This is a genomic window from Treponema sp. UBA6852 (assembly GCA_002449305.1).
GTDB lineage: Bacteria > Spirochaetota > Spirochaetia > Treponematales > Treponemataceae > Treponema_D.
The window spans coordinates 69,460-82,841 of the sequence record DKDI01000009.1 but is presented as its reverse complement, the minus strand read 5'-3'; the positions used below and the strand labels follow the sequence as shown (position 1 = coordinate 82,841).

The following is a 13,382-nucleotide window of genomic DNA, read 5'->3' as shown; positions in this document are numbered from 1 at the left end:
CCAAAGCCTCCGATTTGGGTGTGGCGGCAGCGGCAAGATCTCTCGGTGAATTGTATTATTTCAATACTCCGATTGAAGATTCCGAGATCGAAAACGTTAAAAATGCGTTGAAATATTACGAGCGTGCTTTTTACCTCGGAGATATAGAGGTTGCAAAAAAGATAGGCTTTATCTACTTAAACAATGAAGAACTGAAAGACGTTCCCAAAGCCATAGAGTGGTACGAAAAGGGATTGAGCCTCGGCGAATACTCGCTTAATTTCGATTTGGCGTATGTATATCTGAACGACAGGTTTGTTCCGCACGACTACGAAAAAGGGTTGGCGTATTTAGCGGACGGCGTGAAACACAATGATCCGGAAAGCCTTTATATGCAGGCTTGCGTATACGAAAACGGTTGGTACGGCGTAGAACCCGACGAGAAGAAGTATATTCATTTTCTAAAAAAAGCGGCGAACCTTTGTCAGAACGACGCGTTGCTTGATTTAGGATACTACTATTACCAAAAGGGCAAGTATGACGACGCGCTAGATTGTTTCGCACAGTGTGAGTTGGATGATGCCGGCGTTTATTGGGCGATTGCAACGATTTGCGAAGAGCAAAAGAAAGATTATGAAAACGCACTCGCATATTACGAAATGGCGATGGAAATGAATTTCCCCGACGCAATCGAAAGAATGGCGGAAGCGTATCTCGGCGACGAACTCGGACTTGAAAAGGACGAAAAGACAGCGCTAAGACTTTTCAAAAAAGCCGCAAAACTCGGCAACGCCGCCGCGCAGTATAATCTCGGTATGGCGTATGCTTGCGGGTATTACGGCGTTAAGATGGACAGGGAAAAAGCGATATTCTGGCTTGAAAAGAGTGCGAAAGGCGAAAATCCGTCGGCGTGTCTGCAAGTGGGACTTTATTACTATTACACCGTCAAAACCGAAGCGGCCTATAAAAAAGCCTTTGAATTGTTTACAAGCGCGTACAATTTCGGCGAGGAAGAGGCGATTATCAATATCGGACTTTGCTATCTTCAAGGTAACGGCGTAAAAGAAGATAAAAAAGAAGCTGTAAAGTGTTTTGAACAGGCCGCAGAAAAGAACAACTCTGGCGTGGCTTACTTCAATCTTGGAGTTTGCTATGAAAACGGTTTTGGTGTTGAAAAAGACTATAAAAAAGCTGTCGAAATGTACGGCAAAGCGGTAGAGAACGGCGAAAAATCTGGTCTAAAAGCAATAAAAACTATTTCCGCAGAAATTAGCAAAAAGAAAAAATAGCCGTTTTTCAGTCTGCTGCGCCACAAAATAACATTTTTAAAACGTTATCGTAATTGCAATTTGTTTTTCTGTTTTTCTCTGTATCTTTCTAGCGTTACGTTGTGTAAAGTTTTTAAAGATTTTCCAAAAGTTCGTTTGTCATTTTTTTGCTCAAATCTTTTTTATAAACTCATACACTTTTTCTGACCAAGCCCAGATGTCCTTGCAGTCGTTTTTCACGAAGCGGACTTTTTGCGCAAGATTCTGCGGAATGTGTTTTTCCAAAGCGGCGCGCTCGTTTTCTGGCACGACGATTGCGTGAATCCAGTCCTTTAAAATCACTTCGTCCCTGATTTTTAGCGGAAGAACGCCTTCAAAAACCGCGTTCGGGTGCGTGCAGAGTCTTTTGTAGTCAAAGAAAAATCTTACACCGGGAGTAAAATCCTCGCTCAAGTCCTTTTCGTTCGGAAACCGCTTCAATTTTCGTTCCATTACAAGGCGGTCGCCCGCCTGGCAGTTTCCCCAGGCGAACATGATGTATTCAAAATAATCCGCCGGGTCTTTTGCCGCGTTCCGTGCCTCCTTTGCAAGTTCCGCGCCGCTCATTTTCCGCGCTTTTACAGGCGAAAGCAGCGAGCCGCAGTCAAAGATTTTTACCGCGTTTTCCACAGGCGAAGTGTGGCACACAAAATCGGTCATGCAGCCTTTGTAGGTGGGGCAGGCGGTGCACTCGGTGATTTTTGCCGGAGCGGAAAGGCGAGTTTTGTTTTGACTTTTGAACCGTTCGATTTGCAAAAGAAGGTCGTCGCCCGCTTCGATTTGACATTCGCGGCCGTAAAGTTTTTCGTAGTTGATGAAGTCCAGTACCGTCTGAATTTCCCAGTCCGTTATTTTTGGAAATGCCGAAAGCTTCTTGTAGAAAACGCCGTCCCAACATTCCGTGCAGTCAAAATTTCCAAGTCTGATTTTCATTTAGTTCTCCGTCCTTTATTGTTGCAAGCGAGGAAATTATAGAATGAAAAGAATGCATTCTGCAACTTCCATGAAATTTTTTTATTGACTTGACGATAGATTCGCGCCTATCATTAACCAAATTTAAAACTGAGAAAATAAATTTTATGCAGAAAAATATTTTTGTTCCACAGCATATCGTGCATCCGTTCGCTCCGTTTTTTTGCGAAGATTCTTACGTTCTTATTGTGGGCAGTCTTCCTTCTGTAAAGTCGCGGGAAAATGGATTTTACTACGGACATCCGCAGAACCGCTTTTGGAAAATGCTTGCCCTTGTTTTTTGCGAGGAGCTTCCGCAGTCTACAGAAAAAAAGAAAAATTTTTTGAGGCGCAATAAAATCGCGCTTTACGATTCAATTAAGGAATGCACAATTTGCGGCTCATCTGACAGCTCAATTAAAAACGTTGTTCCTTCCGATATAAAATCAATCGTTGAAAATTCCAGTGTCCAAAAAATTCTTGCCAATGGAAAAACTGCCGCAAAATATTTTTTAAAATATCAAGATGAAACTTTGTGCTCCATGCTCAAAGCTCTTCCGTCCACAAGTCCTGCCAACGCTTCATTTTCCCTTGAAAAACTTGCGGAAATTTGGCGCGCGGAATTTCAATAGCGAAGTTGCATTTTGAATATTTTTTTGTTAGTTTGTTTTTATACTAAAATTTAAAAGGATGAAGAAATGAAAACTGCGATTGTTTATGAATCAACTCACCATGGAAACACAAAAAAACTTTGCGATGCTATTGCTCAAAAATTTGATGTTCAGCTTTTTGATATTAACGATAATGTTTCGTCTCTTGACGAATATGATTTTATCGGAATTGCATCAGGAATTTCATTTGGGAAATTTTACAAAAACATTCTTGAAAAAACTTTTGAATTTTTGCCGGAAAACAAAAAAGTGTTTTTTATTTTTACAGCTGGAAGTCCGCGCGAATCTCATGCGGATGCTGTTAAAAAAATTGCGGAACTCAAAAACTGCAAATGTCTTGGCTCTTATTTCTGCAAGGGATTTGACACTTACGGGCCATTTAAAATTATGGGCGGAATAAATAAAAATTGTCCTACAGAAGATGACTTGAAAAAAGTCCTTGAATTTTACGAAAAAATAACTCAAGCGTAATTTTAGAGCTTCGCTATTCATTGTCTGGTTTTGACCAGGCATTTTTTTTGCTTCCTTTCCAAAATCCGAAATTTCAAATCCCATAGAAAATATTTTTTGTTTATTCTATAATACTGCCACATCATTTTTTACAGAGGCTTTTTATGTCTAACTATCCTTTTCAAAATATCGAAATAAAATGGCAGAAGTACTGGGAAGAAAACAAAACTTTCCGCGTAGAAGAAGACAAATCATTTCCAAAAGAAAAACGCAGATATATTCTTGATATGTTTCCTTATCCGAGCGGAGCAGGGCTTCATGTAGGACATCCTGAAGGCTATACTGCCACAGATATTTACAGCCGCTACTTGCGCATGAACGGCTACAATGTTTTGCATCCGATGGGATACGATTCATTCGGACTTCCTGCTGAAAACTATGCGATAAAAACAGGAACTCATCCTTCAATTACAACAAATGCTAACATTGCGAATTTTACGCGTCAGATAAAAGCTCTTGGATTCAGTTATGACTGGGACAGATGCGTTTCAACTTGCGATCCTGAATATTATAAATGGACGCAGTGGATTTTTCTTCAGCTTTACAAAAAAGGCTTGGCTTACGAAGCGGAAACTCCAATCAACTGGTGTCCTTCTTGCCTTACAGGTCTTGCAAACGAGGAAGTGAAAGAGGGCAAGTGCGAAAGATGCGGCGCAGTTGTAACACGCAAGACAATCCGCCAGTGGATTTTAAAAATCACCGATTACGCAGAACGTCTCCTTGAAGATCTTGATTTGCTTGACTGGCCTGAAAGCGTAAAACTCATGCAGAAAAACTGGATTGGAAAATCTTGCGGTGCGGAAGTTGAATTTGAAGTTGCTGACAAAGACGGAAACGGAAGCGGAAATTATTTGAAAGTCTACACAACAAGAGCCGACACGCTTTTTGGCTGCACTTACATGGTAATGTCGCCAGAACACAAAATGCTCAAGGAACTCACAACTCCAGAGCAGAAAGCGGCAGTTGAAGCTTATGTTGAAGAAGCCGCAAAGAAATCCGACCTTGAGCGCACTGACTTGAACAAAAACAAAACTGGCGTTTTTACAGGAAGCTACGGAATTGATCCTGTAAATGGAGCAAAAGTTCCAATCTGGATTTCTGATTACGTTTTGACTTCTTACGGAACTGGCGCGATTATGGCTGTTCCTGCGCACGATGAGCGCGACTGGGATTTTGCAAAGAAATTCAATCTGCCGATTATAAAAGTAATTGCTACAAGAGAAGACGTTGTTTCCCTTGGCGGCGGAAATGAAAAGAAAGGAGCAGAACTTTTGCAGGCCGCTTCAAAAAATCCAGAGGAATACAAAAAGCTTGTTGACGCCCACCCGGAAATTTTCTGTGTGGCGAACGAATGCACTTCAGCAAAAGACGGATATTCAATCAATTCGGAATTCCTCACTGGAAAAAGCACAAAAGACGCAATTCAGGAAATGATAAAATTCCTTGAAGAAAAAAAATGCGGAAAGGCAACCGTAAACTACAAGCTCCGCGACTGGATTTTCAGCCGTCAGCGTTACTGGGGAGAACCGATTCCTCTTGTTCACTGCGAAAAATGCGGATGTGTTCCGGTTCCAGAAAAAGATTTGCCTGTAAAGCTTCCTGATGTAAAATCTTATCAGCCGACAGGAACAGGAGAAAGTCCTCTTGCTGCAATCGAGTCCTGGGTCAACACAACTTGCCCTAAATGCGGTGGAAAAGCAAAGCGCGAAACAAACACAATGCCTCAGTGGGGCGGCTCATGCTGGTATTATCTTCGCTACCTTGATCCAAAAAACAATTCACAGTTCTGCTCAAAAGACAAAGAAGAATACTGGATGCCTGTTGACCTTTATGTTGGAGGAGCTGAGCACGCGGTTCTTCACCTTTTGTATGCAAGATTCTGGCACAAAGTTCTTTATGACATCGGAGCAGTTTCAACAAAAGAGCCGTTCCATCGCCTTATAAACCAAGGACTTATAACTTCGTTTGCATTTCAGCGCAAAAACAAAACTCTTGTTCCGACAGATGAAGTTGAAGAAAAAGACGGAAAATATTTTGAAAAGTCAACAGGCGAGCAGGTTGAGCAGATTATCGCCAAGATGTCCAAGTCGCTCAAGAATGTTGTAAATCCGGACGAAATGATTCAGAAGTACGGGGCAGATTCTGTGCGTATGTACGAAATGTTCATGGGACCGCTCACTGTTTCCAAGCCGTGGAACACACAAGGACTTGTAGGAATAAACCGTTTCCTTGAAAAAGTCTGGAACATAAGCGAAAAGCCAATGGACGACATCGACATAAAAGGCAAGATTGAAGACAAAGCTCTTGTTGCGCTTAGAAAAACTTTCGCCCAGACAATCAAAAAAGTTACAGAAGACACATCTTCTCTCAGCTTCAATACTGCAATCAGCCAGATGATGATTTTTATAAACGAAGCTTCAAAGTTCAATTCTCTTCCAAAAGAAATGTGGAAAGACTTTGTTCTTATTCTTAGCCCTTATGCTCCTCACCTTGGCGAAGAGCTTTGGCAGAAACTCGGCGGAACAAAAACTGTATCTTACGAAAAATGGCCTTCGTTCAGCGAGGAATTCTGCAAGGAAGACAGCATTCAGATTGTCGTAATGATAAACGGAAAACTCCGCGACAAATTTGAAGCCGCTCCTGGAACAGATGACGAAACGCTTAAAAATCTTGCATCCCAGACAGAAGGCTACAAAAAGTTTACGGACGGAAAAACGATTGCAAAAGTCATTGTTGTAAAAGACAAGCTTGTAAACATCGTGGCAAAATAAATGAACGCGACAAGCCTAAAAGCCCATTACATCAAAGTGGCAGGAGTTGCATCCCTCGTTGGAAACGCAGTTCTTGCCGCTGTGAAGTTTTTGTTCGCATATCTTTCTGGTTCTCTTGCGGTTGCAGGAGACGCCGTTGACAGTTCAACAGATGTTCTGATTGCTCTTGTAACTTTGTTTGTAAGCCGTATAATTCAGCAGCCGGGCGACAAGGAGCATCCCTGGGGGCATGCAAGGGCAGAAACGACTGCGACAATGGCTTTGGCTTTTATAATTTTCTTTGCGGGTGCGCAAATTGTTCTTTCTGCGGCAAAAAAACTTATTCTGCATGATTTTCACTCTGAAACTTCACTTGTGGCGGTTTATGCGGCTGTTATTTCAATTGCAGGAAAATCTCTTCTTGCCTTTATTCAGTTTCACTACGGAAAAATTGCCGAAAGCGAAATTGTAAAGGCAAACGCCCAGAACATGAAAAGCGACATAATGCTTTCCGCCGCTGTTCTTGCAGGACTTTTATGCTCAGACTTTTTTAAGCTTCCTTTTCTTGACCCGGCAATTGCGCTGCTTGTGGGACTTTGGGTTATAAAAAATGCCGCTTCCCTTTTTGCAAGGATGAACCTTGAGCTTATGGACGGAAACGCTGACAGTTCCCTTTACAAAAAACTGTTCGATGCGGTTGCAACAGTTCCCGGTGTCCAAAATCCGCACAAGGCCAGAATCCGCAGAATGGCTTCCAGTTTTGACGTTGACTTGGACATTGAAGTTAACCCGTCGCTTTCCGTTTACGAGGCGCACGAGCTTAGCGAGCAGGTTGAAAGCGCAATACGCAAGGAAATTCCTGAAATTTACGACATTGTGATTCATGTTGAGCCGAAAAATTCCGATTTGCATCAGCCCAAGGAAGAATTCGGCTTGAATCCTCAAAATTTATGAGGAATATTTAAAATTCTTCTGGAAAATTCAATATTCTTGAAGAATATCTTAAATTCCTGTGGAAAATTTAATATTCCTAAAGAATAACTTATATTCTTGAATATTTATGCAAAAAACTCAGGAATATGCAGTATTCTTCAAGAATATGCATAAAAATACAGGAATATCTCTTATTCCTGAAGAAATTTCCTTGAAACTGAAAAATTCACACTTGGATGTAGCGTTCCTGGGGCTGTTTTTGAAAATAATCATAAATTTCTTTGCGGCTTTCTTCATTTGACTTGTAATTCAGCATTTTTGTCTGAAAATAATGTCCAAACTCGAACTGGGCGCAGTAATACGAAAAAAAACGCTGGATTCGTGTCTTGTGGAATTCCTTTGGCTGAAATTTTTCAACATTGTCTATAAAATTTAAAGCGGTCTGCATTCTGTCGATGTTGATTTTTTCTGCGGAACCTTCAAGTTCTTTTTTTATCTGGGCGAAAACCCAAGGGCGTTCGGCGGCGGCTCTTGCAATCATGATTCCGTCTGATTCCGGGGCTTTTTGAATTGCAAACTTTGCGCTTGCGGCATCCTTTATGCAGCCGTTCACGTAGACTTTGATTTTTTTTGAATACCGCTGTGAAAGTTTTTGCGCAAACTCGTATCTTGGAAGTCCGCGGTATTTTTCCTTGATTGTGCGCGCATGAAGCGTTATAAGTTCAACGCCGTTTTCTGTCAGCATGTCTGTAAAGTTAAAAAAGCTTTTTTCCGTGAAGTTTTCATCTCCAAGCCTGCATTTTACGCTCAGCCTGAAGTGTTTTTGCATTTTTTCTTCTATCAAATCCAGCGATTTTTTTACTTGAATGACTGCTTCTTTTGTTTCATTTAGCGGCTTTAGCATCCAGGCGATTCCGGCTCCTGTCTTGTAGATTTGCGGGGCGGAGCAGCCCATGTTCAAGTCGATTCCGATACCGCCTTTTTCGCATACTGTTTCTGCCGCCTTTGCCAAGGATTCTGCGGAAGTTCCTGTTAGCTGCCACACGATTTTTTTTGGGCAAGGTCCGTTTAGAAGGTAATATTTTTCAAACGGTCCCATGTTCAAAAGCGAAGATGCGTTTATCATTTCTGTAAAGTATTCATCGCAGCCTCCGAATTCTTCCACGGAAATTCTGAATGCTTCGTGGCTCAAGGTTGCCATTGGCGCACAGATAAGTTTCATTTTGTATTCAAATATTCCGCAAAAAGCTCAGCGGCATCAGAGCAAAGTTCAGGGCAAGGTCGTTTCTTATAGTATTCTTCCGTTCTTTTTTCTGAAACCGGGGAATCTGCTTTTCCTTCCACGGAATTTTTTCGCAGGTAGCTTTGAGACTGTCCGAGCGGCGAAAGTCCAAGAAGTTCCCGGCAGATAAACGAGCCGTTCTTTTCCCTGAACTTTTCGCACAAAATTTGTCCGTCTTTGTAAACTGAATCTTTGGCTTCTTTGTCCTTTGGATCTGAACTACCGCTTTTTATGCTTAATGCAAGCAGCATTCCGTTTACCGCGCCGCACATTTCCCGCATTCTGCAAGTTCCGCCGCCAAATGCCTGAGAAGCTTTTAATGCAAGTTCCCGGTCAATTCCAAGCTCATTGCAGAAAACTTCAAGAACCGACTGGGCGCAGTTGAATCCGCTTAGAAAATTTTCCTTTGCGCGTTTTTTTGCTTCTTCCGCGGAAATCATAGCGACTCTACAGCTTTTGCAGCTTCTTCAATAAAAGGTGCGTCAAGAGATTCAATTTCTCCCTTGTCAACGGAGGCAGACATATTCTGTTCTATCGGAATGCGCGCAAGAACCTTTAAATTGAATTCTTCCGCGATTTTTGTGATGTTGCTTTCACCGAATACTTTTATTTCTTTTCCGCAGTCCGGGCATTTTACGTAGCTCATGTTTTCTACAAGTCCCAAAACTGGAATATTCATCATGTTTGCCATGTTTACGGCTTTTTCAACGATTACGCGCACGAGCTGCTGCGGTGAAGAGACAATTATAATTCCGTCTACTGGAAGCGATTGGAAAACTGTTAGCGGAACGTCTCCAGTTCCCGGAGGACAGTCAACAAACATAAAGTCAACGTCTTCCCAAAGAACATCTGTCCAAAACTGGCGCACTGCCCCGGAAATAACAGGACCACGCCAAACAACCGGGTCAGTTTCGTTTTGCAGCAGGAAATTCATTGACATAAGCTGAATTCCTGACTTTGACTTGACTGATTTTAGGTATCCGCCTTCGCTTCCGTCGCTGTTTTTTTCTGAAACACTTTCTGCGCGCACATTTCCAAGCCCAAATGAAGTTGGAATGGAAGGTCCTGTAATGTCAGCGTCAAGAATTGCTGTCTTGAATCCGTCTTTATTTACTTTGCAGGCTAAAAGGCTTGTTACAAGCGATTTTCCGACTCCGCCTTTGCCAGAAACAATTCCAATAACTTTTTTTACAGAAGAGCCTGAATGAAGATTTTCCTTTAAAGGCTTTTTTTCACATTTGTCTCCGCAGCTGGAGCAGCTTCCACCACAAGCCATTTTTCACCTCGATTTTTTTGTGTTTAGTTTGCAATGAATATAATCAAATTTCCGCAAAAATACAATAAAAGGCTTATGCAATAACAGGGCAAAGGTATTATAAATGTATTCAGCATAAAACTGGCTTCCAGGCACGGTTTCGTGGTTCAAAATCGCGCAATAATGCGCTACACGCTGATTGTTGTAAAGTAACTATAGAATTGCCCGCTCATGCGGTCGCAACAATCAGAGTATTTTTGCTCCACGAACCGTTCCTTCGCACAAACTTTACTTAAATTATTTATAATGTGTTTGCCCTGTATGCAATAATAATATATGTTATATACAGTGGGTATATTGAAGTGAATATAAAAAAATGTTAGTTTATAGTTCACTCTCAGTAAAAAGTAGTAAAAATGAACTTTTTAGTGGGGGGGGGTGCTTGTTGATATTTTATGCTTCGTTGCTGACTTTTGTTTTGAGCCTTTTGATGACTTGGTTCATAATAAAAATTTGCAAAAGATACGAAATTTATGATGAAATAGATCCTCGCAAGATTCACAGTGGAAACATTCCTCGTTTAGGAGGGGTTGCAGTCTTTGTGTCTTTTTTTGTTTGCGCAGGAATTTATGTATGTCTTTTTCAAAAGGGCGCATTTAATTTTGCCTGGCAGGCTTTTTTAGGACTTCTTTTGATATTTGCCTTTGGATTTATTGACGACCTTGTTGACCTTCATGCGCGGTTTAAGTTCTTAGTTCAAATTGCTGCGGCTCTCTTGGTTGCGCTTAGTCCTGTTGGAATCAGTAAAATATTCTTTGTTAATTTAAATCCTGTTTTGGGAAAGGTTTTTACTTTCTTTTGGATTTTGGTCTGCGTAAATGCTTTTAATTTAATTGACGGAATTGACTGGCTTTGCTCTGGAATTTCATTTCTTTCTATTGTAACGCTTGGCTTTTTAAGTCTGATTTTTAGAACTGATTCATTTTCTCTTTATTTTATTCTTGCGGGCGCAATAGCAGGCTTTATGGTTTTCAACAAGCCTCAGGCAAAAATATTCCTTGGGGATTCAGGAAGCCAGACCTTGGGCTTTGCGGTTGCAGTTTTTCCGCTTATTTACAAAGAGTCTCCAAGCTTTGAGTACAACAAGATGCTCATAATGCTTCTTATTGCATCCATTCCGCTTACCGATGTTATTGCCGCCACTTGGAGAAGACTCCGCGATCACCGTTCTATTTTCAGTGCGGACAGATCCCATATTCACCACAAAATGCTGAACGTTGGATTTTCCCGATGCGCGACAATTGCATTCCTTTTATGTCTTCAAGTTCTTATTTGCTTTTCAGTTTTAATTTCATACAAACTTACTGTAAGGGTTGCGACTGCCGAGCTTTGCCTGTTTTTGGCTATAGTTGAGCTTGTTTTTATTACTTTCCATTATCTTAATCATTCTGTAAATCTTAGAAAGACAGGTCATCTTCAAGATCATCCAATGGAAGAGCATTAATCCAGTGTTTTTTCCCTTCCTGTTATAAGCGGAACGTTGTTTTTCTTTTAAGCGGAATGTTCTTCCTCTTCTAATAGGAATGCTTCTTTTGTTTGAGCAGGAATTTCAAATTATATATTTTACTGTCATTATCGGGCTTGACCCGATAATCTATGGGAGTGCTGTGTCAAACACGGCAATGAAACTTAATATGAGTGTTCATTTTTCTTCAAAATTCCCATGCTTTTCACTTTGTTCTTATTTTGTTATACTCTCTAAAAATAAACCGCTGTCCGCTTGCTTTTTGGACAAAGAAAATTTTTAAGGAAAAACTATGTTAAGTCAAAAAGATTTGTTTAAATCCGCTGTATTGAATGCTGTAAATCAGTTTAAAATTGAAAATAAAATAGATTGCCATGAAATTGATGAAAAACTTGTTCGCGTGGAAAATCCGCCTCGCCCTGAAATGGGAGACTTGGGAAGCCCGATGTTTCCGTTTGCCAAAATGTTCAGAATGGCTCCTCCTGCAATTGCCGCCGCAGTTGCTATGTCGCTTAAAAAATCTGCGGGAAACGATGCGTCTCTTGCTTCTCTTGGTGAATTTGACGCTGCCGGTCCTTATGTGAATGTAAAGCTCAATAAAGCTGCTTCTGCTTCAGGAATTTTGGCTTCGATTGTTTCGCAGGGGGAAAATTACGGCTCTTTTGATTCAGCAGGGAAAAAGCCTCTTGAATGTCAGCGCATTATGGTGGAATTTTCTTCTCCAAACACAAACAAGCCGCTTCACCTTGGACATCTTCGCAATGACGCTCTTGGTGAAAGCGTTAGCCGGATTCTAAAAAAAGCAGGCGCGGAAGTTTTTAAAGTTGATCTTATTAACAACCGCGGAATCCATATCTGCAAATCCATGCTGGCGTATAAGCTTTTCCACGAGGCAAAGAACGAAACTCCGGAATCTCTTGGAATGAAGGGAGACCATTTTGTGGGCCAGTGCTATGTTGAGTTTGACAAGTATTCCAAGGAGCACCCGGAAGCTGTTCAGCAGGCGGAAGAAATGCTTGTAAAATGGGAGCAGGGAGACAAGGAAGTCCGCGAGCTTTGGCAGAAAATGAACGGCTGGACTTTGGACGGACTTAAGGAGACTTACAAGCGAACAGGAATCGTTTTTGACAAATTTTACTTTGAAAGCGACACTTATTTAAAAGGCAAAGACGAAATTTTAAAGGGACTTGAAAAAGGCGTGTTCTTTAAAGCTTCCGACGGCTCTGTAAGAATTGACGTTACAGATGTTGTTGGAAAAGGCAAAGATGAAGACAGTCACGAAAAAGTTCTTCTTAGAAAAGACGGAACTTCTGTTTACATAACCCAGGACATTGGAACTGCAATCAGCCGCCACAATGACTGGCCGTTTAACCAGCTTGTCTACGTTGTTGCAAGCGAGCAGAACTACCACTTTAAAATTCTTTTCCATATTTTGAAAAAGCTTGGATTCAGCTGGACTGAAAAACTGTTCCATTTGAGCTACGGACTTGTAAATCTTCCAAGCGGAAGAATGAAAAGCCGTGAGGGAACTGTTGTAGATGCCGATGACTTGATTGACAATCTTCATGCGCAGGCTTTAAAGGCAATTGAAGAGCGTGGCAGAGATAATTCTGTTGGAAATCCTGATGAGGTTGCTGAAAAAGTTGCGCTGGCTGCCTTGGATTATTACCTTTTGAATGTTGCGCCTGTAAAAGATATGCTTTTCAATCCGGAAGAATCGCTTAGTTTCAACGGAAACACGGGACCTTATCTTCAGTACATGGGAGCGCGTATTGCTTCTATTTTACGCAAGGCAAAAGAGCAGGGACTTGAGCCTTCTGTTTTGGCAGAGGATTTTTCACTTTTAACTGCGGAAAGCGAATGGGCTTTGATAAAGGATTTGGAAAGATTTCCTTCTGTTGTTCAAAAATCTGCGGAAACTTTAGATCCAAGCGGAATGACTTCTTACCTTTATGATGTAAGCAAAAGTTTCAGCGCGTTTTACCGTGACTGCCCGATTGTTGGAACTGCTTCTGAAAATGAACGTCTTGCAAAAGCCCGTCTTGCTCTTGCGCAATGCACGTTGACTGTTTTAAAAAGCGGAATGGAACTTGTTCTTGTTCCTTACTTGGAAAGAATGTAAAGCGCATAAAAAATGCTGCCTGCATAGCAATTTATGCGGGTGGAATTTTTGAATTTTATATTTTACTGTCATTATCGGGCTTGACCCTGCGATGTTT

At 41.3% G+C, this 13,382-nt stretch carries 11 protein-coding genes; 7 read left to right on the top strand and 4 right to left on the bottom strand.

What is annotated here, in order from left to right:
- The coding region (locus tag B3209_RS02660; protein WP_296689749.1) for a tetratricopeptide repeat protein at nucleotides 1-1,268 on the top strand (1,268 nt) is incomplete at its 5' end.
- A gap of 150 nt (nucleotides 1,269-1,418) precedes the next feature.
- Here B3209_RS02660 and B3209_RS02655 read toward each other — a convergent pair.
- Nucleotides 1,419-2,219, bottom strand: coding sequence for a hypothetical protein (locus B3209_RS02655; protein ID WP_296689748.1), 801 nt, complete (start codon nucleotides 2,217-2,219; stop codon nucleotides 1,419-1,421).
- Between the two features lie 146 nt (nucleotides 2,220-2,365).
- Here B3209_RS02655 and B3209_RS02650 point away from each other — a divergent pair, with 146 nt between their 5' ends.
- From B3209_RS02650 to B3209_RS02635, 4 genes are all read left to right on the top strand, one after another.
- The gene (locus B3209_RS02650; protein WP_296664360.1) at nucleotides 2,366-2,869 is read left to right on the top strand and encodes a DNA-deoxyinosine glycosylase; all 504 of its coding nucleotides are present in this window, start codon (nucleotides 2,366-2,368) and stop codon (nucleotides 2,867-2,869) included.
- Nucleotides 2,870-2,935: 66 nt separating this feature from the next.
- Nucleotides 2,936-3,379: a flavodoxin family protein gene (locus B3209_RS02645; RefSeq protein ID WP_296664362.1), complete on the top strand. Its 444-nt coding sequence runs from the start codon at nucleotides 2,936-2,938 to the stop codon at nucleotides 3,377-3,379.
- 143 nt (nucleotides 3,380-3,522) lie between these two features.
- Nucleotides 3,523-6,189: a leucine--tRNA ligase gene (leuS, locus tag B3209_RS02640; RefSeq protein ID WP_296689746.1), complete on the top strand. Its 2,667-nt coding sequence runs from the start codon at nucleotides 3,523-3,525 to the stop codon at nucleotides 6,187-6,189.
- Entirely contained in the window at nucleotides 6,190-7,122 is a 933-nt protein-coding gene (locus B3209_RS02635) for a cation diffusion facilitator family transporter (protein ID WP_296664365.1), read from the top strand. It begins immediately after the preceding gene.
- A 205-nt stretch (nucleotides 7,123-7,327) separates the two neighbouring features.
- On the opposite strand, the gene B3209_RS02630 is transcribed toward B3209_RS02635, so the two are convergent.
- The 3 genes from B3209_RS02630 to B3209_RS02620 are packed head-to-tail and all read right to left on the bottom strand — an operon-like array spanning nucleotide 7,328 to nucleotide 9,659.
- Nucleotides 7,328-8,323 carry a tRNA-dihydrouridine synthase family protein gene (locus B3209_RS02630; protein ID WP_296664367.1) on the bottom strand — a complete coding sequence of 332 codons (996 nt, stop codon included), beginning with the start codon at nucleotides 8,321-8,323 and terminating at the stop codon, nucleotides 7,328-7,330.
- Nucleotides 8,320-8,823, bottom strand: coding sequence for a C-GCAxxG-C-C family protein (locus B3209_RS02625; protein ID WP_296664369.1), 504 nt, complete (start codon nucleotides 8,821-8,823; stop codon nucleotides 8,320-8,322). Before B3209_RS02625 ends, B3209_RS02630 begins: the two co-directional genes overlap by 4 nt.
- On the bottom strand, nucleotides 8,820-9,659 hold the full coding sequence (locus B3209_RS02620; protein ID WP_296664371.1) for an Mrp/NBP35 family ATP-binding protein: 840 nt from the start codon (nucleotides 9,657-9,659) through the stop codon (nucleotides 8,820-8,822). Before B3209_RS02620 ends, B3209_RS02625 begins: the two co-directional genes overlap by 4 nt.
- Nucleotides 9,660-10,080: 421 nt before the next feature.
- Here B3209_RS02620 and B3209_RS02615 point away from each other — a divergent pair, with 421 nt between their 5' ends.
- Both B3209_RS02615 and argS read left to right on the top strand, forming a co-directional pair.
- Nucleotides 10,081-11,142, top strand: coding sequence for a glycosyltransferase family 4 protein (locus B3209_RS02615; protein WP_296664373.1), 1,062 nt, complete (start codon nucleotides 10,081-10,083; stop codon nucleotides 11,140-11,142).
- 313 nt (nucleotides 11,143-11,455) lie between these two features.
- Entirely contained in the window at nucleotides 11,456-13,285 is a 1,830-nt protein-coding gene (gene argS, locus B3209_RS02610; RefSeq protein ID WP_296664375.1) for an arginine--tRNA ligase, read from the top strand.
- Nucleotides 13,286-13,382 lie beyond the last annotated feature (97 nt).